21 protein-coding genes and 1 pseudogene are annotated in these 24,758 nt (G+C 33.1%); 8 read left to right on the top strand and 14 right to left on the bottom strand.

Annotation, left to right across the window (positions count from 1 at the left end; genetic code table 11):
* Positions 1-73 precede the first annotated feature (73 nt).
* Complete coding sequence (locus IHE43_RS14585) at positions 74-694, bottom strand: L-threonylcarbamoyladenylate synthase (protein ID WP_192184561.1); 621 nt, start codon at positions 692-694, stop codon at positions 74-76.
* 304 nt (positions 695-998) lie between these two features.
* Positions 999-3,335, bottom strand: coding sequence for an ATP-dependent helicase (locus IHE43_RS14590; protein ID WP_192184562.1), 2,337 nt, complete (start codon positions 3,333-3,335; stop codon positions 999-1,001).
* A 291-nt stretch (positions 3,336-3,626) separates the two neighbouring features.
* Between IHE43_RS14590 and IHE43_RS14595 the strand changes: the two genes are divergently transcribed.
* Positions 3,627-3,914 carry a hypothetical protein gene (locus tag IHE43_RS14595; protein ID WP_192184563.1) on the top strand — a complete coding sequence of 96 codons (288 nt, stop codon included), beginning with the start codon at positions 3,627-3,629 and terminating at the stop codon, positions 3,912-3,914.
* On the opposite strand, the gene IHE43_RS14600 is transcribed toward IHE43_RS14595, so the two are convergent.
* A complete protein-coding gene (locus IHE43_RS14600; RefSeq protein ID WP_192184564.1) occupies positions 3,891-4,190 on the bottom strand; it encodes a hypothetical protein in 300 nt (99 codons plus the stop codon). The genes IHE43_RS14595 and IHE43_RS14600 overlap by 24 nt on opposite strands.
* 78 nt (positions 4,191-4,268) lie before the next feature.
* On the bottom strand, positions 4,269-5,036 hold the full coding sequence (locus IHE43_RS14605; RefSeq protein ID WP_192184565.1) for a TSUP family transporter: 768 nt from the start codon (positions 5,034-5,036) through the stop codon (positions 4,269-4,271).
* Between the two features lie 124 nt (positions 5,037-5,160).
* Here IHE43_RS14605 and IHE43_RS14610 point away from each other — a divergent pair, with 124 nt between their 5' ends.
* Positions 5,161-5,682: a hypothetical protein gene (locus IHE43_RS14610; RefSeq protein WP_192184566.1), complete on the top strand. Its 522-nt coding sequence runs from the start codon at positions 5,161-5,163 to the stop codon at positions 5,680-5,682.
* Between the two features lie 67 nt (positions 5,683-5,749).
* Here IHE43_RS14610 and IHE43_RS14615 read toward each other — a convergent pair whose 3' ends face one another.
* The 3 genes from IHE43_RS14615 to IHE43_RS14625 all read right to left on the bottom strand — a co-directional run bounded on the left by IHE43_RS14615 (position 5,750) and on the right by IHE43_RS14625 (position 9,542).
* Positions 5,750-6,649: a patatin family protein gene (locus IHE43_RS14615; RefSeq protein WP_192184567.1), complete on the bottom strand. Its 900-nt coding sequence runs from the start codon at positions 6,647-6,649 to the stop codon at positions 5,750-5,752.
* A gap of 137 nt (positions 6,650-6,786) precedes the next feature.
* Positions 6,787-8,847 carry a M1 family metallopeptidase gene (locus IHE43_RS14620; protein WP_192184568.1) on the bottom strand — a complete coding sequence of 687 codons (2,061 nt, stop codon included), beginning with the start codon at positions 8,845-8,847 and terminating at the stop codon, positions 6,787-6,789.
* Positions 8,844-9,542, bottom strand: coding sequence for a transposase (locus IHE43_RS14625; RefSeq protein ID WP_192184569.1), 699 nt, complete (start codon positions 9,540-9,542; stop codon positions 8,844-8,846). The genes IHE43_RS14620 and IHE43_RS14625 overlap by 4 nt, the downstream gene beginning before the upstream one ends.
* Before the next feature lie 82 nt (positions 9,543-9,624).
* On the opposite strand from IHE43_RS14625, the gene IHE43_RS14630 reads away from it, so the two are divergent.
* Positions 9,625-10,374, top strand: coding sequence for a diphthine--ammonia ligase (locus tag IHE43_RS14630; RefSeq protein WP_192184570.1), 750 nt, complete (start codon positions 9,625-9,627; stop codon positions 10,372-10,374).
* 44 nt (positions 10,375-10,418) lie between these two features.
* Here IHE43_RS14630 and IHE43_RS14635 read toward each other — a convergent pair whose 3' ends face one another.
* From IHE43_RS14635 to IHE43_RS14650, 4 genes are all read right to left on the bottom strand, one after another.
* Positions 10,419-10,964, bottom strand: a complete 546-nt coding sequence (locus tag IHE43_RS14635; RefSeq protein WP_192184571.1) for a DUF1697 domain-containing protein — start codon at positions 10,962-10,964, stop codon at positions 10,419-10,421.
* A gap of 79 nt (positions 10,965-11,043) precedes the next feature.
* The gene (locus IHE43_RS14640) at positions 11,044-11,187 is read right to left on the bottom strand and encodes a hypothetical protein (RefSeq protein WP_192184572.1); all 144 of its coding nucleotides are present in this window, start codon (positions 11,185-11,187) and stop codon (positions 11,044-11,046) included.
* A 2-nt stretch (positions 11,188-11,189) separates the two neighbouring features.
* Positions 11,190-11,474, bottom strand: a complete 285-nt coding sequence (locus IHE43_RS14645; RefSeq protein ID WP_192184573.1) for a hypothetical protein — start codon at positions 11,472-11,474, stop codon at positions 11,190-11,192.
* Positions 11,475-11,617: 143 nt separating this feature from the next.
* The gene (locus tag IHE43_RS14650) at positions 11,618-12,898 is read right to left on the bottom strand and encodes a phosphatidylserine decarboxylase family protein (protein WP_192184574.1); all 1,281 of its coding nucleotides are present in this window, start codon (positions 12,896-12,898) and stop codon (positions 11,618-11,620) included.
* Between the two features lie 386 nt (positions 12,899-13,284).
* Between IHE43_RS14650 and recG the strand changes: the two are divergent.
* A pseudogene (gene recG, locus IHE43_RS14655) lies at positions 13,285-15,396 on the top strand (ATP-dependent DNA helicase RecG); the annotation flags it as partial.
* Between the two features lie 83 nt (positions 15,397-15,479).
* Here the strand turns inward: recG and IHE43_RS14660 are convergent.
* From IHE43_RS14660 to IHE43_RS14670, 3 genes are all read right to left on the bottom strand, one after another.
* Positions 15,480-16,085, bottom strand: coding sequence for a PAS domain-containing protein (locus IHE43_RS14660; RefSeq protein ID WP_192184576.1), 606 nt, complete (start codon positions 16,083-16,085; stop codon positions 15,480-15,482).
* A gap of 89 nt (positions 16,086-16,174) precedes the next feature.
* Positions 16,175-17,035 (bottom strand): hypothetical protein, encoded by an 861-nt coding sequence (locus IHE43_RS14665; RefSeq protein ID WP_192184577.1) that lies wholly within the window; start codon positions 17,033-17,035, stop codon positions 16,175-16,177.
* A 25-nt stretch (positions 17,036-17,060) separates the two neighbouring features.
* Positions 17,061-17,657: a redoxin domain-containing protein gene (locus IHE43_RS14670; protein WP_192184578.1), complete on the bottom strand. Its 597-nt coding sequence runs from the start codon at positions 17,655-17,657 to the stop codon at positions 17,061-17,063.
* Positions 17,658-18,186: 529 nt separating this feature from the next.
* Here IHE43_RS14670 and IHE43_RS14675 point away from each other — a divergent pair.
* The 4 genes from IHE43_RS14675 (at position 18,187) to IHE43_RS14690 (ending at position 24,698) form a co-directional block, all read left to right on the top strand.
* Positions 18,187-19,248, top strand: a complete 1,062-nt coding sequence (locus tag IHE43_RS14675) for an efflux RND transporter periplasmic adaptor subunit (protein ID WP_192184579.1) — start codon at positions 18,187-18,189, stop codon at positions 19,246-19,248.
* Between the two features lie 100 nt (positions 19,249-19,348).
* Entirely contained in the window at positions 19,349-22,444 is a 3,096-nt protein-coding gene (locus IHE43_RS14680) for an efflux RND transporter permease subunit (RefSeq protein ID WP_192184580.1), read from the top strand.
* A gap of 52 nt (positions 22,445-22,496) precedes the next feature.
* On the top strand, positions 22,497-23,807 hold the full coding sequence (locus IHE43_RS14685; protein WP_192184581.1) for a TolC family protein: 1,311 nt from the start codon (positions 22,497-22,499) through the stop codon (positions 23,805-23,807).
* A 27-nt stretch (positions 23,808-23,834) separates the two neighbouring features.
* Positions 23,835-24,698: a bestrophin family protein gene (locus IHE43_RS14690; RefSeq protein WP_192184582.1), complete on the top strand. Its 864-nt coding sequence runs from the start codon at positions 23,835-23,837 to the stop codon at positions 24,696-24,698.
* Positions 24,699-24,758: the final 60 nt, after the last annotated feature.

Genomic DNA, 24,758 nt, shown 5'->3' on the forward strand with positions numbered 1-24,758 from the left:
ATTAACTAACTAAATTTTAACTATCCTAAAGTTAGTTATTTATTTTTAACTTTTATGCAATTTCAGTTTTTTTTTACAAAATATCAATATCTCCTTTTCCTTCCCTTACAATTACCGGCTCATGTTCAGATAAATCAATAATTGTCGACCCTACATTGTCACCATAACCGCCATCAATTACCATATCAACAAGGTTCTGCCATTTCTCAAAAATCAATTCTGGATCTGTTGTATATTCAATAACATCATCTTCATCACGAATAGAGGTTGAAACTATCGGATTTCCTAATTGACGCACAATTTCAAGAACAATGTTATTATCCGGAACACGAATTCCGACAGTTGTTTTCTTTTTAAATTCTTTTGGTAAATTATTATTTCCTGGTAAAATAAAAGTATAAGGACCAGGTAATGCTCTTTTCAAAATTTTAAAAGTTGCAGTATCAATTTGTCTTACATAATCTGATAAATTGCTCAAATCATGACAAATAAAAGAGAAGTTTGCTTTTTCTAATTTTACTCCTTTAATTTTGGCAATTTTTTCTAAAGCACGTGAATTGGTAATATCACAACCTAAACCATAAACAGTATCAGTTGGATAAATTACTAAACCACCATTTTGCAAAACCTTCACCACTTTTGCAATTGCTGCTTCATTTGGTTTATCAGGATATATTTTTATAAATTCGGCCATTTTCTTTTAGAATAAAGATGTTAGATTATAGAATAAAGACTTCTCTTTACTTCTTTTAAAATTTTAATTGTATACATACTCATGCCACAGGCAAACAAATTCAATTTAAAATGAAATCACTTGCATTATCACGGAATGCTAATATAAATTGTGAAGGTTGAAAATCAAATCCTGCGAAAGTATCATTAGTTAAATCTAGAGTAAAATTTATAGCAATTCCATATACCTCCAAAAAACTGATAAATTTCAATGAAATTAAGTTTTCTCAAAAGTCTTTTTTCTTGCATCTATTTTCTTTTTTTTTTTAACCGATAACATCCAATTTAGCGAATCTCAACAACAACTTTTTAATTCCTCCTACTTCAAATTTTATTTCAGCTTTTTTATCAGGGCCAAAACCTTCTAAATTAACTACTTCACCTTTTCCAAAACGTTCGTGCATTACCACATTTCCAATAGTTAGTTTACTATCAAATAAATTCGCATTTGAAGCACTTGGTGCATTGCCTGCAACAGGTTTTAGTTTACGAATATTTAAATCCGGTTTTGGCTCGTTATCGGTAATATATTTTGGTGGAGTTCCTCCTACTGGTTTTGCCAGTCGTAATTTAGATTTATCAACATCCCCAAAAATATCACCATCAATCATTGGTTTATATCGGTAATTACTTTCTGCAGGCGTTAAATATTCTAAATATTGCGCATCAATTTCTTCAATAAAACGAGATGGCTCACTATCTGTCAGTTTTCCCCAACGGTAACGCGATTGCGCATAAGTCAAATACGCCTGATGTTCTGCACGAGTTAAAGCTACGTAAAATAAACGACGTTCTTCTTCTAATTCACTTCTGGTACTCATACTCATAGCACTCGGAAACAAATCTTCCTCCATTCCTACCACAAAAACATGGGGAAATTCAAGTCCTTTTGCCAAGTGAATGGTCATCAAAGCTACACGATCTTCATCACTCGTATCTTTATCTAAATCAGTTGCAAGTGCAACATCTTCCATAAATTCAGAAAGTGCTCCTCTTGCGCCATCAATTTCTCTTTGTCCTTCAGTAAAATCTTTTATACCGTTTAAAAGTTCTTCGATGTTCTGAATTTTTGCCATTCCTTCCGGTGTAGCATCTTTTTTCAACTCCTGAACCAAGCCTGTTTTTTTGGCAACATGGTCTGTAATATAAAAAGCATCCTGATTTTCATTGATTACCTGAAAACTCTGAATCATCGTCACAAAATCATTCAGTTTATTCTTTGTTCCGGTATTCAGTTTCAAATCGATCTTATCGATATTTACCATTACTTCCCAAATCGAACGTTTGTAATGATTCGCAGCAATCGTAAGCTTTTCAACAGTTGTATCTCCTATTCCACGAGCCGGATAATTAATCACACGAACCAAAGCCTCTTCATCTTTTGGATTAATTATCAAACGCAGATAACACAAAACATCTTTGATTTCTTTACGTTGATAGAAAGACAATCCACCATAAATTCGATACGGAATATCACGTTTTCTCAATGCATCTTCCATTGCACGAGACTGAGCATTAGTACGATATAAAATTGCAAAAGCTCCGTTATGAAGTTGATTTTGCATTTTTTGTTCAAAAATGGTACTGGCCACAAAACGTCCTTCTTCTGCATCCGTCAAACTACGATGAACCTTAATTTTTGCTCCAAAATCATTCGCCGTCCAAACTACTTTATCCAGTTTGGTTTTATTATGCTCCATTACAGTGTTTGCTGCTTCAACAATATTTCGGGTCGAACGGTAATTTTGCTCCAAACGAAACATTACAACACCTTCATAATCTTTCTGAAAATTCAGAATATTATTAATATTCGCGCCACGAAAAGCATAAATACTCTGCGCATCATCTCCAACTACACAAATATTCTGAAATTTATCTGATAAAGCCCTAACAATCAAATATTGAGAGTGATTTGTATCCTGGTACTCATCAACCAAAATATAACGGAAACGGTTCTGGTATTTCGCTAAAACTTCCGGAAAACGAGTCAACAACTCATTGGTTTTCAATAATAAATCATCAAAATCCATGGCACCAGCTTTAAAGCAACGCTCTACATATTGTTGATATATTTCTCCTAATCTTGGTCTTTTTGCCATTGCATCGGCTTCCACCAATTCCGGATTATTAAAATAGGCTTTTACAGTAATTAAGCTGTTTTTATAACTTGAAATTCGGCCCAAAATCTGCTTTGGTTTATAAATATCTCGATCCAGCTGCATTTCTTTAATAATAGAAGAAATAAGTCTTGCCGAATCTTGTGAATCGTAAATTGTAAAATTAGAAGGGTACCCCAAATGATCTGACTCCGAACGTAGAATACGGGCAAAAATCGAGTGAAAAGTTCCCATCCATAGGTTTTTAGCCTCTGTTGCTCCTACAATATCCGAAATCCTGTGTTTCATTTCACGGGCTGCTTTATTCGTAAAAGTAAGCGATAAAATGTTGAATGCATCAACACCCTGCGCCATCAAATAAGCGATTCTAATAGTTAAAACACGGGTTTTTCCAGATCCTGCACCAGCAATAATAATCATTGGCCCATCTTTCTTTAAAACGGGTTCTCGTTGTGCTTCGTTGAGCTGGTCAATATATTTTTGCATGAAATTTTTCTCCTTTTATGCAAAAATAAGAATTATACATTTAATAAGCTACTAAGATTCTGAGGTTCTAAGTGACTAAGTTTTTTATTTTTTTTGAAGCAGAAACAATTGGCATTTTATGAAATATGGTTCCCTCTTTCGGCTATATCTCTCCTCCCGATAGCCATCGGGAAGAGAGGATAACGACTCTATCGGGGCTAGATACAAACAATTGGCATCTTTTAAATATTTTGAAAGAAAATTCTTAAAATTTAAAATAACTCTATATTTGTAAAACTTATGAAATAAAAAATGAAAATAGAACTTACAAAAATCGCTGAAGAAACTTATTTTGAGATTATCAATAAATATTCCGAAACCAAAGCTGCTTCTTTTTCAAAAAGTACTATTTCAATTCTACACCTAATTGAACAAAATAATCAAATTGGGTCCAGGCATAAAAAAACTTCTTATAGAAAATTTTTAATTTCAAACCAAGTCTATTTGTTTTACAAAATAGAATTTCAAATAATTTATATAACCCTTTTTTGGGACAACAAAAGAAACCCAGCAAATTTAGATATTATACTTAGTTCTTAGCTTTTCTTTAAAATCTGAAAAGTCTATCGTTCTTCCTGCTTTAATATCTTCTTCGCTTTTTTCAAGCTGCTGAATCAAAATTTCCTCAGGAAATAAAAGAGCTGTAATTAACTTAACTTCCTGATGAGTAAAATTTTTAGATTTCAATTTTCTATAATAGGTTGCATGTTTCAAGCCTAATTTTTGCATAAAAAACTCAGCTTTATAATAGGATTTACCTATTAATTCAGGCAAACTATTAATGTATTTCTCATAATTTTCAACTATTTCTATCATTTTATGATACTTTTAATTCTCAAATATGAGACAAAGATAACTCATTTTTGATAATAATGATATAAATAGGCTAATGAATTACTTAAAAAACACATCGTAAGCAAATCGAATCAAAGTACCAATTACGACAACTAAAAAGAAAATTCGAATAAAACCATTTCCTTTATTGATCGCTAGTTTAGCTCCCAGCCAGCCACCAAGTCCGTTACTAACTGCCATCGGAATTGCGATTGTCCATATTATTTTTCCCTTTATCATAAACAAACAAATCGATCCGAAATTAGTCGCCAGATTTACCATTTTAGCATTTGCAGATGCGTGTAAAAAATCGAAACCTAAAAGTGCAATGAAAGCCACAACAAAAAAGCTTCCTGTACCAGGACCAATGAATCCATCGTAAAAGCCAACTATAATACTGATGACAACAGCATAAATTATCTGAGTTGTTGCCGAATGATCTTTTGCAACATGCTGACCAAAGTTCTTCTTCGCATAAGTATATATAAATAATAAGGACAAAACCACAAGTAAAAGTGGTTTCATAAAATCATTACTGACCATTGTCAAAATTGTAGAACCCAAAAATGCTGAGGGCACTGCTAAACACATCATAATCAAAAGCAATTTCCATTGAATTACTACTTTTTTGAGATATTGGAAAGCAGCAAAAGCAGTTCCTGTAAATGCCGGTAATTTTAAAGTTCCAATGACTGTCGAAACAGGTAAATTCGGTAATAAAATTAGTCCCATTGGCGTTTGAATGAGCCCTCCGCCGCCAACAATTGCATCAATAAATCCTGCAGCAAAAGCAGCCAAACAAAGTAAAATTATAATATAGCTTTCCATTAATCCTGTATATCTGTTGGTTTTGAGAACTGTGCACAAAAGTAAACTTCCCTTTTGTTTATTACAATAGAATTAATATTGTTTTCTCAGCAAAAATTATATTTTTGTTGAAAAATTGAACCAAATGGATTTTACAAGAATTATAGAATTAGCCAGTTATACTTTACCTGCCATCGTTACCGGATTTGTAGCTTACAGTTTCTTTGAACTGCATATTAAAAACAACGATAAGAAACGTACTTTTTTATTAAACAAAGAATATCAAAAACAATCCTTACCAATACGTTTGCAGGCTTACGAGCGTATGACATTATATTTAGAACGCATCAACCTAACCAAATTATTAATTAGAATTGCGCCGATTTCTAACGGAAAACACGATTACGAAAATTTCGTAATCGATCAGATCGAGCAGGAATTCGAACACAATCTAACACAGCAAATTTATATGTCTGATGAATGTTGGACAATCATTACGACAGCGAAAAACTCGACCATACAAATCATACGTAAAGCTGCTATGAGCGACAGAGTTGACAGTGCTGATAAATTAAGAGAGAAAATTTTAAATGATTTATTAGAGAAACAATCTCCTAGTAATGCTGCTCTGGGGTATATTAAAAATGAGGTTTCGGAATTATGGTAAATAAACTTTAGAGTTCAGATTTTAAATTCCCACAGATAATCTAAAATCTAAAATCTGAACTCTAAAATCACCTATTATCACTCATAACCTCAGACTTATTCTGAGCATATTCATAGCCTTGCTCCCACCATTCTTTCATTACTTCTTTATTAAAAATAAGTGCATTATCTGTTAATTTTGTGGGTGTGTAATATAAATTAAGTTTGACATTCTTATTGTTTGCCATAAGTTTTCCTATAGCAATATCATGTTTCTCGACCTGATCTAAGGCAATTCGGAATAAATCAATCATTAATGAAAACGGATTTTTACCAATAACCGTTTTGTCCATATTCACTTCTGTTTCCAGAATTATAACATCTATTTCTGTAGCGCCGCGATTGATCGCTTCACGAATCGGAACCAAACTTGAAAACCCTCCATCGCCATATTCGCAATTGTCTTTCTCCACCAAACTCATAAACGGAACATAGTTACTGGAGATCCAGGACCAATCACAAAATTCCTCATACGTACAATCTTTTACCGATTTGTATTCTGATTCGTTTTTAGTAAAATTAGTTACGGTAATAACAACATCATTATTTAGTTTTTTCAGTTTATTAAAATCTGATAACGAAAAATTATTTCTGATATATTTCTTCAGTCCTTTGCTTTCGCCAAAAGTTCTTTTTCCTTTAAAAAACTGACGTATTACATTAAAGTGATTAATCGTTACAATATCAACGCCATCTTTATTTTTGACTACAAACGGGCAAATATTAAAAATACTTCCCATGGTAACATTAGTGTAAACAGAGTGAATTTTTTTGATATGACCTAAAGCCAAATGCGGAATAAGTAAACTTCCAGTAGAAGTTCCCAAAAACAAATCGTATTCGTTTTTTTTTTCTTCTATTAGATATTGCGCAACACCACCGGCAAACGCTCCTTTACTTCCTCCACCAGAAATAACCAATGCTCTCATTTTTTTTAGTAGGTTTTGTTTTTCAGAGAATAGAAAAAAGAATCAAGAGCAAAGACTTTTCTATCCGTTTAAATCTTTACTCTTGCTTCTTTACTCTATTTTCTATATTCTATTCTCTATATTCTATTCTCTATATTCTATTCTTTCAGCAAACGATTCAATTGAAACTGTTCATCGGGGGTCAAATTAGGCAAAATTCTTTCAAACGAAGCACGCATTTCAGGATTTTTTAATAACAATCTTATTGTGTCTCTTCCAAATTTTGAAAATTGCCACATATGATGCGTTGTTGCTCCAACTAAATTACTCAAAACCTGATCGTTAATAATTTTGAAAGCGATTAACTTTTCGAGTGCATTCTGTCTTGTGGTGGCTTCATATTTTGTAGATGAAAAAGCTATTAATTCTGAAATCATGGCTTCTGAATTATCTGTATAATTTGGAGTTGACAAAGCCAATGAAAGCCATAAAGTGCGAAGATTATAATCGTTGAAACCAATCCAGTCTTTCGATTTATTAAGATATGCTATACGATGCTCCGGAAAACTTCTCCACAAATAGTACAAAGCAATTTCCTGGTTTTGATATGATTGGTCATCAAGTAATGTCTCATATTCTGTTCTAAAATCTTCCGGAATTTTTGACAATGAAGCAGCAACAACCTGACGAACCTGGATATTATTGCTGTGCAAAGCAATTAATAATAAAGTTTTTTTCGCTTCATATTTTTCATTTTCCAATTGATCAACAATCGCTTCTTTTACAGAATGATAAATATCTGATTCTAAAGTTTTCTTAAGGAAAGCTTCCTTTTCAGTCAACGGTGTTTTCTTCAGTTTATCTACTTCCAACCGAACCTGAACCGCTTTATTCTTACTCAATAAAGCATTAGCAGTCGATGTATCAAAAACGGTTGATTCCAACCATGTTTTCTGGAATTTATCTAAATCAAAATTGGAAACCTTTTTTATTTCGTCGAAGAAATTTTGTGTGTCTACTGTTTGATAAGCATACTTTTTTAAATAACTTTTTATTGCTTTTTTGAAAGCTTTGTCTCCAATAGATTCATGTAAAACAAACAAAGCCCATGCTCCTTTTTCATAAAAAGTAAGTGAACTCGCTTTGGCATTCAAAACCGGAATTGAATCAGTTCTGGATGCAAATTTTATCTGTTGTGCCGTATCGTATAATTTCGAATAAAAATAATCGTCGCCATAAATATCTCTTTCTGCCAATGCTGCATAATAAGTTGCGAAACCTTCCTGAAGCCAATGGTGCGTACTACTTTCGGCTGTAATTAAATCACCAAACCAATGATGCGCCAATTCGTGTGCATCAACATTGGTATAATTTCGATCTTCAAAACCAATTGAATCTACTACATAACGCGTGGCAAAAAGTGTTGAAGTTGTATTTTCCATTCCAGCATACAAAAAATCACGAACCGGAATTTGTCTGTAAATCTCCCAAGGATATTTTACACCAATTTCTTTCTCCAGAAAATCAAAAATACGTTTCGAATAACGATATGTGGGCTCAAAACGATTGGCATCTTTATGTTCTAAATAATATTCTAATGGAATTTTAGATTTTGCCGTAAATTCTTTTTTATCATATTTTCCAACTGACAGCATTAATAAATAGGAGCTCATTGGTTTTTCCATTTCATATTGCCAATGAATCAAATTTCCAGTTGAATTTTTCTCTTTTAAAATTCCGTTTGAAACGACCTCATATGATGCAGCGTATGTAATCCCCAAATTGAAAATTACTTTTTCATTCACATCGTCAAAACTCGGGAACCAATTACTGGTATATCTTCCCTGTCCCTGCGTCCAAATTTGAACGTCTGAATTTTCAATGGCAACAAAATATAAAGCCTGCTTTGGTTTAACTGAATATTCAAAAGTTAAATGATTTTCTCCTTTTTGGAAATTATTTACGATTTGCAATTGCTTGCCAGTATTAACAAAAACAGCTTCTTTATTGTTGATTTGAACTTTCGTAAATTCCATGTTTTTGGCATCAATTTTAATGGTATCAATTGGTTTTAAAACCTCAAATTGATAATCAACAAAACCTGAGACAGATTTTTCTGTGGCATTTAAAGATAATTGTCCTGAAACGGTTTTGAAATCGACAAATTTGTTTTGCTGTGCAAAAATGAAAGTGGTAAATAATAGAAAGATGTATTTCATTGAAAATTGCTATTTATTAAATCCCTTTCCCACGATCCTGGATTACTTTTTATATAACTATAAATCGTCTCAAATCTTTTATAATTACGAACAATATGATCATGATAATTAGATTGCCAAATGGAATCAGTTCCATTAATCTGTTTTGTTGTTATTGATTTAAATATAGCAACAAATGATGAAATTGAATTTGGTGTACGGGATAATTTTGATTGATTTTGCTCTAAATTCTCATTCCATTTATCACGTAGAGGCGCACAGCAGTGCGTCTCGGCTATGTTTTCCACAATCTTTGTCGACATACTGGGCGCAGACGCACTGCTGTGCGCCTCTACAATATGCCCGTGGTTACTGTGCGCCCCTATGATATTCTCGTCTGGATTATACGCCTCTACTATATGCGATGTGGTTAAAATTGCATTCTGTTTTTGAATTTCTATTAATAAATGCACATGATTTGGCATAACAATCCAATTGTGAAAAAACCAGTTTTTACGAATTTTAATAGATTTTAAAAGTTCATTTTCCACAATTTGACCATTTGCATTTAGAATCATTTTCTTGTCTTCAATAGATCCGAAAATGCATTCTCTATTTTTAGTAATTATAGTTATGAAATAAATTGCTTCGCTTGAATAATCCCAATTTTTCAATCTTTTGGAATCAATTTTATATTTATCCTGAAATAATGTCATTTTTTGGCGTATAAGAATCCAAAGTTACAAAGGTTTCACCAACAAATCGAATGAAATTTGTAAGTTTACCACAGAAAAATACATGATCGTGCAAACACCTAAAAAAGCCTTATTTAACTGGAGCAGCGGAAAAGATTCTGCTCTTACTTTATATAAAATTCTACAAAATCCTGATTATAAAATTGAATGTTTATTGACCAGTGTTAATCAGCAGTTTCAGCGTATTTCGATGCACGGCGTTCGTGTTGAACTACTCGAAGCGCAAGCAAAAAGTATTGGATTACCTTTGGAAATTTTGCAGGTTCCGGAAATGCCAACCATGGAAGTCTATGAAAATGTTATGACAAAAACATTGACAGGACTAAAAAACAAAGGCATATCACATTCTGTTTTTGGAGATATTTTTCTGGAAGATTTACGTAAATATCGCGAAGATCAATTGGCAAAAATAGGTTTTGAAGGCGTTTTCCCAATTTGGAAAATTCCAACAAAAGACTTAATTCAGGAATTTATTTCTTTAGGATTTAAAACCATTGTAGTTTGTGTAAACGAAAGATATTTGGATAAAAGTTTTGTGGGCCGAATTATCGATCAGGATTTTATTAATGACTTACCTGAGAATGTAGATGTTTGCGGTGAAAATGGAGAATTCCATACTTTTGCTTTTGATGGCCCAATTTTCTCGGAGCCGATAAATTTTGAAATTGGAGAAATCGTTTATAGAAAATATGAAAAACCTAAAAACGAAGATTCATCAGATACCGCTTGCGATACAAGCGCCAGCGATGCTTTTGATTATGGTTTTTGGTATTGCGATTTGATTCCGAAATAAAATAGTTTGCCACGACTCGAGCGAAAGCGGATAGAAGCAAAAAGTTATTCTTCCGAATACATTCTAAGCAAATTCGTCACCGTATTCCAATTCCGCATTGTTACTATAACATTCAGTTTTTTCTCAATGTATTTGCCTTCTAATCTTGTTTTTCCGGCTCCTATATCATATTTAATAAAAATTCTGTTGCCATCTATACACGCTTCATCAGGTTTGAACTGACTGATTTTCAAATCGTTTATATTCTCCTTTTTTAATTCAGTTGAAACAAAAGCAACATATAGTTTTTTAGTATCAATATCTTTCTCTTTTAGATAAGGGCTGTTTTTAAAACATAATTCCAGATCTTGTTTTGTTATTACAATTGTTGGAACTTCATGTCCGAAAACCTTGAAAATTTCCTGTTTGATAATAAAACCCACTTTCGACGCACTTTCTTCTTCAGTATCAACAAAAACATTTCCAGATTGTAAATAAGTTCGTACATTCTGAAAACCAATATTCTCCAACATAGCTTTCAAAGCTTCCATTTTCATCATGTTATGACCTGAAACGTTGATACCGCGTAAAAGTGCTAAATGTGTTGTCATTTTTAAAGTGTTAAAAACAAAAAACTATTCAATTTAATTACTGAATAGTTTTTATAAGTTATTACAAATTTACATTTTTTTATCTCATTTTTTTATAAAACAAACCCGGTCCGTCAAACATTCGCCATGTACTTGTTAATAACCCATCTGAATTTACATATAGATCTTCGCTTAAACCTCCAAAACAGCTTCCAATAATGTCATTGTCTTCCTTGTAAGTCAATTTTATATGTGTCTCATTTTGATTTTTATAATCTCAAATTTTCCAGATGCATAAGTTTTTGTCGTTTCTTGTATTCTTGTTTTTACAAAAGTACGATCTGTTTTAAAATCATAAAATTCCTGCCATTGAGGATTCCCGTTAATATAAAGTGCTGGTATAAAAACTCTTGTCATTTTAGTCAGTTTCCATTTTCCGTAATAATATGTAATCACGGCAGAGTTTGCCTCACTATTCGAACAGGATAAAAAACAAAACATCAACATAAAAGCAATTCCAATCTTCTTCATTTGTATATTTTAAGATTTAATTTACTTATATAGATGAAGGTTTCGTTAAAGGTTGCTTTTATTTGTTGAAAATATTTATTAAACGAAAAAAACTCTACTATTTAAAAGCAGAGTTTTTATGCAATTTTACTTTAAAATTAAATTTATAATACAGTCGCGATTTTAGATTTTAAAGGAATATTACTGGAATTTAAACCTGGTTTTTGACCGTGCATATCAAACGCAAGCTTCACCTGAGGGCCAAAAAACAGACAGTGTGTTGAACCTCCAAAATGAAACATCCCAAGTTGATCTCCCTTTTTGACATGTTGGCCTTCATAAACTGTTATTTCGCAAGAAGAAACTTCGGCCATTCCAACCGGCATAAAACACATTAATCCTATTTTTGGATTGTCAGCTTGTATAAAAATAAGTGCTCTTGTGGCTAGTTCAGTAATATAACCTTGAGAATCATTTGGCCCTGCATCGTCAAAACCTTCAGAAATTGCTTCTGCATAATAAGTTCCGTCAACAGTGTAAGCTTTAACGATAGTACCGCTCACTGGGCTATGCCAGCGATGATAACTTAAAGCACTCAAAAAAGCCTGATAGATAGTTCCACCAATAAATTTTTCTATAAAAGAATCCCCAGCCATCATATGTTCAATGGAATATGGCTGTGCTTTTATCCAAAATTTATCTCTGCCATTTACTTTTTCAGCAATTCTGTAGGGAGCAGATTCGCAGGCGTTTGTAATTACATTATCATCATCCGGACTTGCCAAAGGCCTCTGTCCTGGTCTAAATTCGCGAGTAAAAAAATTATCCCAGGATGTAAATCCATGATGCTCTAATTCAGGCTGGCAAATAAATTCGGTATCAAAATTAGGCATCGCTTTCATCGCATCTGCTCCAAACCAGCCTTTTTTAGGATCTTTATTTAAAACGGCGCAAGAATCAGTTGTTTTTAGGAAAATCCCCCATTCGTTCAACATTTTTTTGAATTGCTTATTTACTTTTTCACTTAAGAATGCAGCGTAGCCAGCTTCAGTTCCCATTGACCAATCTAAAATGGCATTAATAGGAAAACCAACAACTCCTGTTGTATTAAATTCCGGAGCATTTGTCATAATAGTATTAAACAATTGCAGCATATGATGATAATCACGGACCTGTTTATTTCCGGCAGGATCTTTTCTATACTTTTTTGGAACCTGGCTAAACATCAAATTAAAATACATAAATACTTCGGGGTCATTTTCTATAAAAGACTTAAATTCAGCAATAACCGGCAATAATTCTTTTGGATTTTTATCTGTTTTCTCAATTAGAACGTTCATCCATTCCTGAAGAATCTTTTTATCAGAAGGAAGCCATTCTCCTACTCTAAAAGGTGCCTGAATGTGATTGTCTTCGATTGTTTCTGTAAATTTGGTTGTTTCCATAATAAAGAAAGTTTAATGTTAGATTTAATGTTTTTGGCAGAGATTTTAGAAAATCAATTTATCTTAACTAAAACTCATATATAAACAAAGATACCATTATGTAGGATAATTTTTAGTTTTAAATTCTAAATTATTTAAAAATCAGGTATTTATACGTACAAAAAACATTTTGCTTTTCAATTCAAAAACAAAGCGCTTCTTTTTGTCAGAGTAATAATTCCTAAACATTATTCATTTTCAAATTTCCCAATTAAAATCTATCTTCGCTTTTCCAAAGATGAAAGAAAATAGAGTATAAAATAAAGAGAATAGATTTTTGTCTATGTTCCTTATTCTATACTCTATTTTCTAAAATCTAAGCCAGTCTAAAATCTAAGAAGTCAAAAAAAATGTCTAACAATCTCCTTGAAACCCCAATCGAATACTTAAAAGGCGTTGGTCCCAGTCGTGGCCAGTTGCTTCGCAAGGAATTGGGCATTCATAGATACGGAGATTTGGTTAATTTTTTTCCGAATAGATATATTGACAGAACGCGTTATTACAAAATAAATGAACTTCAAAATACAGGAGCCGAAGTTCAGATTATTGGTAAAATCATCAATATAAAGACGGTTGAATTTGCGAAAAACAAGAAGCGTTTGGTGGCCACTTTCGTGGATGATACAGGCCAAATTGACCTTAATTGGTTTCAGGGGCATAAATGGATTCGTGAAAGTTTAAAGCTGAATGAAGTTTGCGTAATTTTTGGAAAATGTTCTTTGTATGGAAGTCAGTTTAGTATGGCACATCCGGAAATTGAACTATTGAGCGAGCACGAAAAAAGTCTTCGTTCAGCCATGCAACCCGTATATCCTTCAACTGAAACACTTGCCAATAGAGGAATTTCAAATCGAACCATTAATAAAATGATGGAACAATTGTTTTTGGAAACCCAAGCTTTGTTTACCGAAACTTTTCCGCCCTATTTAATTGAAGAATTAAAATTAATTCCAAAAAGAGCGGCTTTATTCAACATACATTTTCCAAAAAGTACTGATGCTTTGGCGAAAGCCCAATTCCGATTGAAATTTGAGGAATTGTTTTTTATTCAGCTTCAGTTAATTACTAAAAACCTAATTCGGAAACACAAAATAAAAGGGCATCCCTTTACAAAAGTGGGTGAGCTTTTTAATGAATTTTATCAGAACCATTTGCCTTTTGAATTAACAAATGCTCAAAAAAGAGTAATAAAAGAAATTCGTGCGGACATGGGAAGTAATGCCCAAATGAATCGTTTATTACAAGGAGATGTTGGTTCCGGAAAAACTATTGTGGCTTTTATGAGTATGCTTTTGGCTATTGATAATGGTTTTCAGGCGTGTTTAATGGCTCCAACAGAAATTCTTGCCAATCAGCATTTTATTGGTTTATCAGAATTAGCTAAAACTTTAAATCTTAATATCAAAATACTGACAGGTTCAACCAAAACAGCAGCCCGAAAAATCATTCATGAAGAACTTGAAAATGGCAGTTTACATATTTTAATTGGTACACACGCTTTGTTAGAAGATAAAGTCCAATTCCAAAATTTAGGTTTGGCTGTAATTGATGAACAGCATCGTTTTGGTGTAGAACAACGTTCGAAATTGTGGAAAAAAAATGATATTCCGCCACACGTTTTAGTAATGACCGCTACTCCTATTCCGAGAACTTTGGCGATGAGTTTATACGGAGATCTGGATATTTCTGTAATTGATGAATTGCCACCTGGCAGAAAACCAATTCAGACTGTACATCGTTTTGACAGTAATCGTTTGAAAGTTTGGAAATTCCTGCGTGACGAAATTGCCTTAGGAAGGCAAATTTATATTGTTTATCCGTTGATTCAGGAATCTGAAAAAATGGATTATAAAGATTTAATGGACGGTTACGAAAGTATCTCGCGTGATTTTCCGCTGCCTCAATATTCGATTTCGATTTTACATGGAAAAATGAAACCGGCCGATAAAGATGCTGAAATGAAACGCTTTTCTGAAGGAAAAACCAATATTATGGTGGCAACAACAGTAATTGAAGTGGGTGTAAATGTTCCGAACGCGAGTGTAATGATTATAGAAAGTGCTGAACGTTTTGGATTGTCACAGCTACACCAATTACGTGGCCGCGTTGGTCGTGGAGCCGAACAAAGTTATTGCATTTTAATGACGAGTCATAAATTAAGTACTGATAGTAAAACCCGTATGGAGACTATGGTTCAGACGAATGATGGTTTTGAAATTGCAGAAGTCGACCTGAAACTACGTGGCCCGGGAGATTTAATGGGAACACAACAAAGTGGTGTTTTAAACCTTCAAATTGCAGATATAGTTAGAGATCGTGATATTTTAAGTTTAGCAAGAAACTATGCAATGAAAATCTTGAAGGAAGACGGTCCACTTCAAAAACCGGAACATGCTGTACTAAAAGCTGTTTTTATAGAATTGACGAAGAAGAAAAACATTTGGAATTATATTTCTTAAGGTTCTAAGTCGCTAAGATTCTAAGTCGCTAAGCTTTTAATCTTAGTACCTTAGAATCTTAGTAGCTTAGCAACTTAAAAAAACTATTTCTTTTTAGGCGCTTCTTTCTTTTCAAAGAGACCATTAAAAAGACCTTTACTTACTTTGTTTTTATCATCTTTTCCCGTTGTAACAAGATGATCAATATATTCCATATATGTTTTTTTGCGTTCCTCTAAAAAGCCAGTCAAGTATTCCTCAGACGCTAACATTCCACTGGCTTCTTCGATATGCAAAAGCTTTTTATACAGAGGTTCGATAAACTTTACAATAATATCCTCTGAAACGGATTTTCTTGTTCCAAAATATCCAACGATCTCTCCATCAGAATCGGCTATGATTTTAAAATCGGTAATTACCCAATAATATCTACCCGTTTTAGACATATTCTTGATGATGGCGTGAATATTTTTACTCGATTTAATACTATCCCATAGCAATTTAAAAATCACTTTAGGCATGTCAGGGTGGCGAATTAAATTATGAGGCTGTCCAATAAGCTCAAATTCATCATAACCAGATACGTCAATAAAATCTTCATTGGCGTATAGAATCGTTCCTTTTGTATCTGTTTTGCTAAGTAGTACTTTATTCTTATTCCAATCAACTTCTCTGTCTGATGGGGTCGGGCGGGTAATTCTGATATCCATAAATTTTGTATTAAAAATTAATATGTAATTACTTTCTGAGTATACTATTTAATTGCATAAATTATTGATTATAAATAAATTAAAAGACTTTAATGTGATGGTCTGCTATTAATAGACTTAACATGAATATCATTCACCATATCATCAATTTTTTTGGCACTTTCACGCATCATATCTAAATAACTTAAAAGCTTATCGTTATCCGTATGGCCTTTTGAAACATCAATAAGTTTTAATACAGAACTTACAGGTAATTTTAAATCTAAAGTTGTTCTGTGTACAAAATCATTGTATTCTTTAGTGGCAGATAATGAACTATATTTTGCCGATGCCAGTTTCATATTTTCCAATTCATATTCATCAGATATTTTAGAAATGTGGTTTTGGCTATGTGTTTTAAAATAGTAAGCCCAATATCCGTTCATAAAGAAAACGACTGCAGCTAATATTACGTGAATAATAAACGTTTCCATATCAAAATTCACTTGTGAAAAATACAATTGTATTCCTTTTGGATCTGTGTAAATAAAGTTTTGCATATAAGCCAAAGCTCCATGATGTAAGACAACCAAAAGCGTAAGTGGAATTTGTAATTTCCAGTTTTGATAAATAATCAGGATTGTGCTGGCAATAAAAACCGTAAAGTGCATTTCGAACAAACCATGCATCTGATAAATATATTGCGCCATAAAAATGGCAAGCACAACCGCTAATACATATTGATAAAATTTGGACTTTTTAAGAAAAAATTTTGCCGAATAATAGGCTAACAAATTTAATGTTCCCACTCCTGCTCCAATCTCCCAGGTATCATATTTAAAAGCCAGAGCGATCCCGAGAAGAAAATAAATGGCGAGAACATAATTAATAATCGTATCTGATTTTTGTGTCATTGTAGACATGAAATTGTGCAGATAATCCTGTTCATTCAAACTAGCTTTTGCTTTCATAATTTAGGTAATGTTAAGGTTAGATTTATTTAGTGCATTTTGGTAAAGAACATCCATAAGCTCGAAGAGCTAACGCATCAAATGAAGGGGCATTTGTATGACTTAATAAAGAATCTATTGCTTGCTCGGCATAATTACTATCTGCATCAGTGCAATATCTTGTTTTATTATAATTACCACGATAATATAAGTTTTGAGAAGCATCAACAAGAACTGCCTGAGGTGTTGAGAAAACACCACAATTTTTTGCTATTTCTTCATCAAAATAAACAGGAATCTCAGCATCAAATTTATTCTGAATTTCTTCGATTGTAAAAGTCTTCTCTTTGTTCAGAACCACAATTTTAAAATTAATTCTGTCTCCGTACTTTTTAATCAGGCCACTAACGTGAGGTATATTAAAACGGGAACACGGACAATCAGGATTAAAAAAATGTATAAAAACTGGCCTTTGATCCGTCACACAACATTTTAAATCAATTTTACTCCCCATGGCTATCTCATGGTAATTTTTAGGAACCGGTGTTGGCAAACTGTATTTAAATTCGTTTTGCCAAAACAAATAAGAAATTGCAGCAAGTAAAAAAGTAAACCATAAACCAAGAAGTAATTTTTTCTTCATAAAGAGACGATTTTTAATTTAAAATATAAACAGTTGTTAATTTATTCATTCTTAAAAAGCAAAAAATTCAACTTAACACAAATAAAAAACCTACATTTATTAACGTTTTACACAGTAAAACATTAATATTCTCACAAAAAAATCATCACATTGTTTAACCTTATCAATGTTACAAATAAAATCGATAAACAGCAAAATAAATCAGACAAAATACAACAAAAAACAACTTCATGTGTTTTTTCCTACTTTTAAAACACGTAATTTTACTATTTTTATAAGTAAAAACTTAATAAAATATTACTCTAAATGCCGTTTTGTGATCTATTACATAGTCATCTAATTATAAAAAAAACTTTTTTTTTACTTCTACATTAAACCTTTGTGAATAGAAACAGTCCAATACATAATCTAATTTAAAAACTTGTACATACAAATGTTAAATAATAGCTAACCTCTTTCGATTACGGTTCAAAAAGTTAAATTTGTAAGCTACTAAAAACAATCCCAAAAAAACATTTACCTCAATTTTATGAAAGTAAAAAATCTAATTTATGCCCTGTTAATTATAGTACTCGGAGGGTTTATTGCCTACAGAGTTGTTTCTAACAAAAGCAAAAACGACGAATCTAAAAAGTCCGGTGATAAAGACCGCCCAACAACTGTAACAGGTATCGTGGTTAAAACTTCTACATTTGATAATAACCTGTCATTATCAGGATCTGTTGAAGCCAATGAACAAATAGAAGTTCACAGTGAAGTTTCGGGAATTGTTGAAGGTATTTATTTTACTGAAGGCACATATGTAAATAAGGGACAGATACTTTTTAAGGTAAATGATATTGAATTAAGAGCTCAATTAAGACAAGCTCAGACTAAAGAGGGCTTGGCAGCTGAAAACGAAAGAAGAGCAAAATTATTACTTCAAAAAGAAGCTATAAGTCAGGAAGAATTTGATGTTGCAAATGCAGATTATGCTTCTATGAAAGCACAAACGCAATTAATTAAAGCTCAAATTGCAAAAACTTCTGTAAAAGCACCATTTTCAGGAAAAATTGGTTTGCGTTCTATTTCACCGGGAACCTATATAACACCAACTGTTTTAGTAGCAAAATTAGTGAATACAGGAAAAGTAAAAATAACATTCTCTATTCCTGAAAAATATGCCTCGCAAGTGAAATCAGGTTCAACAATAGATTTTTCAGTTTCAGGATCTGATAAAGTGTATTCAGCGAAAATATATGCTATTGAACCAGAAGTAGAAGTAGCAACTCGTACTTTACAAATTCGCGCTATTGCGGATAATATAGATGGAAAACTTTTCCCCGGAACTTTTGCTGATGTAAAATTACCTTTAAATATTATTAAGGATGCAATTGTAGTTCCCTCAGAAGCTATAGTTCCTGTACAAGACGGAAAAAAGGTATATATCGCCAATATGGGAAAAGCTAAAGAAGTTATGGTTGATGCAACAACAAGAACAGATGCTTCAATTTTAATTCTTTCAGGATTAAAAGCAGGTGACACCCTGATTACAAGTGGAGTTATGTCATTAAAAAACGAAGCACCTATAAAAGTTAACGTAAAAAAATAGTTTTGAGTTATGAATTTTGAGTTATGCTTTTTTTAAATCTACACCTCTTTATTCTATTTTCTTTATTCTAAAATCAAAACTCTAAAATACAAAATCTCACATGAGTTTATCAACTACAAGTATAAGAAGACCCGTTTTAACCATTGTACTGAATCTTTTGATTATTTTATTCGGTTTCATTGGTTATACATTTTTGGGTGTTCGGGAATTCCCATCAATTGACCCCGCGCAGGTTTCCATCAGAACAAATTATACCGGAGCCAATTCTGATATTATTGAATCACAAATTACCGAACCCTTAGAAAAAGCAGTAAATGCCATTGATGGAATTCGAAATATTACTTCATCAAGTAATCAGGGAAGCAGTAATATTACCATCGAATTTAATTTAGATAAAAATCTGGAAGAAGCTGCGAATGATGTTCGTGATAAAGTTTCACAAGCTATTAGAAGTTTACCCCAAGATATTGATGCGCCACCTGTTGTATCTAAGGCTGATGCCGATAGTGACGCTATTATTTCGATGACTGTTCAAAGTGACAGCCGAAGTTCGTTAGAATTAAGTGATTATGCAGAAAACGTAATTTCGCAACGTTTAGAAACGATTCCCGGAGTAAGCGGTGTCCAGATCTGGGGACAAAAACGTTACGCCATGCGTCTGTGGATTGATCCTGTAAAATTAACTGCATACCGTTGTACCGTTGCTGACGTTCGCAATGCCCTTAACGCACAAAACGTAGAATTACCATCTGGAAAATTAACCGGAAATAATACCGAATTAACAGTAAAAACAGTTGGAAACCTTTCTAAACCGGAAGAATTCAATAATATCATTGTTCGTACTGACGGTGATAAAATTGTTCGCTTAAGTGATGTTGGCGGAGCCGAATTAGGTCCTGAAAACATTGAAACCAAACTGAGTCAATCCGGGCTTCCGATGATTGGTTTAGCTATCGTGCCTATGCCTGGTGCGAATTATCTAGATATTTCAGCTGAATTTTATAAAAAATACGAAGCTTTAAAGAAAGATCTTCCAAAAGATATTAAACTAAACATTGCTCTTGACAATACCATTTTCGTAAAAAAATCAGTTTTAGAGGTTGCTGAAACTTTAGGGATTTCTATCATTCTGGTAATTATCATTATCTATTTATTTTTTAGAGACTGGGCAATTGCATTCAGACCTTTAATTGATATTCCGGTTTCGTTAATTGCAACTTTCTTTATTATGTGGCTATTCGGGTTCTCAATCAACGTTTTAACCTTATTAGCTATTGTTTTGGCAACAGGTCTGGTGGTAGATGACGGAATTGTTGTAACGGAGAACATCTTTAAAAAGGTTGAAGAAGGTATGTCGCCAATTGAAGCTGCTATTAAAGGTTCTAACGAAATTTTTTATGCTGTAATTTCGATTTCAGTAACATTGGCTGCTGTGTTTTTACCGGTAATTTTCTTAGAAGGTTTCGTAGGCCGACTCTTTCGGGAGTTTGGGGTCGTAATTGGTGCAGCCGTATTAATTTCAGCATTTGTATCCCTGACTTTAACACCAATGCTGAACGCTTATTTAATGAAAGGCGGCGAGCAGAAAAAATCAAAATTCTACATTAAAACAGAACCGTTCTTCGAAAAATTAAATAGCGGTTATGCCGATGCATTAAATCGCTTTATGGACAAAAAATGGATTAGTTTCCCTATTCTAATTGCTTGTTTTGGATTAATTTATTTATTCTTTACCATTCTTCCGAAGGAAACCGCACCTTATGATGATCGTAGTTCGGTTACAATGCGTATGACAACTCCCGAAGGTTCATCTTATGAATATACAGATCGTTTCATGCAGGAAATTTCAAGATTGGTTGACGATTCAATTCCGGAGAAAAAAGTAAGCTTGGTTATTACCGCTCCAGGCTTTGGTGCTTCAGCAACAAATACCGGTTTTATCAGACTTTCTCTTAAAGAGCCGGATGAAAGAAAAAAATCTCAAAAGGATATTGCCGATCAACTAACAAAATGGACAAAACAATATCCGGATGCTAAAACATCTGTTATCCAACAACCTACAATTGCCGTTAACAGACGTGGAGGTTTACCGATTCAATATATTATTCAGGCTCCTAATTTTGAAAAATTAAGAGAAAAAATTCCAGTTTTCATGGATGAAGTCGGTAAAAGTGATGTTTTCTCGATTACAGACGTAAATCTGAAATTTAATAAACCTGAAATCAACGTAAGTATCGATCGTGAAAAAGCAGAAAGTTTAGGAATTTCAATCATTGATATTGCTCAGACTTTACAACTTTCTTTAAGCGGACAACGTTTTGGTTATTTCATCAAAAACGGAAAACAATACCAGGTAATTGGTCAGTTTGATCAAAAAGACCGTTCTAAACCATTGGATTTAACATCGATGTTTGTAAAAAGTAAAAGTGGAGAATTGATTCAGATGGATAACGTTGTTAAAGTTGAAGAACAAAGTAATCCGCCACAATTGTATCACAATAACAGATACATGTCGGCGACAGTTTCTGCAGGTTTAGCACCCGGAAAAAGTATCAGCGATGGTATAGAAGAAATGAACCGAATTAAGGCAAAGGTTCTGGACGAAAGTTTCACAACCGACTTGAGTGGAGAATCGAGAGATTTTGTTGAAAGTAGCTCGAATACTTCTTTTGCTTTTGGACTGGCTTTATTATTAATTTTTTTGATTCTTGCCGCACAATTTGAAAGTTTCATCGATCCGTTCATCATCATTTTAACGGTACCAATGGCGGTTGCAGGGGCATTATTCTCCTTGTGGTTATTTAATCAAACATGGAATATCTTTAGCCAGATTGGAACAGTAATGCTTATCGGACTGGTAACTAAAAACGGTATTTTGATCGTGGAATTTGCAAATCAATTACGAGAGCAGGGAAAACCAAAATTAGAAGCCATTTTAGAAGCTTCAGAAGCACGTTTACGTCCAATTTTAATGACGAGTTTAGCGATTGCCTTAGGTGCGTTGCCGATTGCAATGTCACTTGGAGCTGCATCTACAAGTAGAATCGGAATGGGAGTTGTAATTGTTGGGGGAACTATTTTCTCTTTAGCATTAACACTATTTGTTATTCCAGCGATTTATTTGATGTGGTCTAAAGCCAGAAAACATTATCCGGAATTTGATCATATTGACGAATACGAAAAAGAAAGTAAATAATTTATTAGCCGCGAATTTAAGTCAATTGAATTCGTGGTAAAAGAAAACAAATATGAATACTAAAATTTTGTTCCGCAGTTTAATATTCTTCTTCTTTTGCATTACAAATATAAATGCTCAGGAAGTTCTGACTATTGGAGATGCTATGAAAATAGCTTTAGAAAATAATTTTGAAATTAAGATTGCAAAAAACAATACAAAAATAAGCGAGACCAACGTAACTATTGGAAACGCAGGAATGTTACCTGTTGCTACTGCTTCAGTAACAGATAATAACAGCATCCAGAATTCATCACAAACGCGTCAGGATGGCACTTCAACCTCCTTGGATAACGCAAAAAATAACAGTTTGAACTACGGCGTAAGTTTAGGCTGGACTGTTTTTGATGGTATGAAAATGTTTGCAAGACTTGATCAGTTAAAAGAACTTCAAAAATTAGGTGATTCCCAGTTAAAACAAACGATTTTAATCCAGATTGGTCAGGTTAATTCTGCTTATTATGATTTGGTTCAACAACAACAACAATTGGCTGCTTTAGATACGACAATCGTTATTTCGAAACAACGTTTAACATTAGCACAGAACCGTTTTAGTATTGGAAAAGCTTCAAAATTAGAAGTTTTAAATGCACAGGTAGATTTAAATTCAGATCAGGTTGCTTTATTAAGACAAAAAGAATCGTATTCAAATGCTAAAATTTTACTGAATCAGTATTTAGCGCGTGACCCAAAAATTGATTTTAGAGTTACTGATTTGGTTACTGTTGATAATACACTTGTTTTAGCTAATTTAATGGAGTTGGCACAGAAACAAAACCCTGGATTAGAATTGCAAATTATCAACAAACGAATAGCAGAATTACAATTAAAACAAGTAAAAGCTGACCGATACCCTGTTGTAAACTTAACCTCTGGCTACAATTTTTCAGAAAACCAATCAAGTTTAGGATTTACAAGCCAGTCTTCAGCAAGAGGTTTAAATTATGGCTTTAATGCAACCCTAAACATCTTTGATGGTTTTAACCAACATCGAAATGAAAAGGTAGCAAAACTCGAAATCGAGAATTCTCAAATTGCAATTGAGCAACAAAATATGATTTTGAATACTTCGCTGAGCACCGCTTTTCAAACGTATTTAACAAATTTAGAATTAATTGATTTAGAACAGGATAACGAAGCAATAGCCAAACAAAATTTAGACATTACGCTAGATAAATTTAGAATCGGAACTATTACAACACTTGATTTCAGAACGGCTCAGCTGAACTATGTCAATGCAAAAGTGCGTTACAGCAATGCACAATATCAGGCAAAATTATCTGAAATTGCTTTGAAAGAATTAGCGGGAAATATTAATTTTTAAAGTAAATTTGTTTTAAAATCCACTTTAATGATTTCATACAACACCAAAGATTGGTTTACTTTTATTTTTCATTTCCATAAATCAGATACGGTCCGAAAGTTATTTACGATAATGATTTTTATCGCAATTTATGCTGCAACAGTTGGTTATCTCGAAGTGGTGTATTTTAAAATAGGCAAAGGCGATTTTATTCAGAACATTTCAGTGATGCACGGAATGTTAGGTTTTGTCATTTCGTTATTGCTGGTTTTTAGAACTAATACCGCCTATGATCGTTGGTGGGAAGGCCGAAAATTGTGGGGAAGCCTTGTCAATAACAGTCGTAATCTGGCCATAAAACTTTCTGCCATACTAAAAGATGAAAATGACCGCAAATTTTTCAGGAAATTCATCCCGCTATATGCTGCCATTTTACACAAGCATCTCCACGATTCTGAAACCAGCAAGCAGCTTTTTGATGATGTAGATCTGGAAATTGATCATCATAAACACAAACCTAACCAGGTGAAAAGAATGATGTTTCATAAAATCAATGATTTATATGTTTCAAAGAAGATTACGGGAGATCAGCTTATCATTTTAAACGAAGAACTACAATCCTTTACAGATATCTGCGGCGCTTGCGAGAGAATAAAAAACACTCCTATTCCCTACTCCTACAGCGCTTTTATTAAAAAATTCATTTTCTTTTATACGATGTCGCTGCCTTTTGGATATTCTGTGAGCTTAGGCTATTATGTAGCTCCGGTGGTTGTTTTTATTTTTTACGTACTGGCAAGTTTAGAGCTTATCGCTGAAGAAATAGAAGATCCGTTTGGGGATGACGAAAATGATTTACCGACAAAAAAAATATCGGAAAACATCAAAAAACATGTTGAAGAATTGATTTAATCTTCTTTCTGCAAAGGTATTATGGACTCATTTCACCATGATTACTTAACTTTTTCTTTC

The sequence above is a fragment of the Flavobacterium sp. MDT1-60 genome (genome assembly GCF_014844035.1).
Classification (GTDB): domain Bacteria; phylum Bacteroidota; class Bacteroidia; order Flavobacteriales; family Flavobacteriaceae; genus Flavobacterium.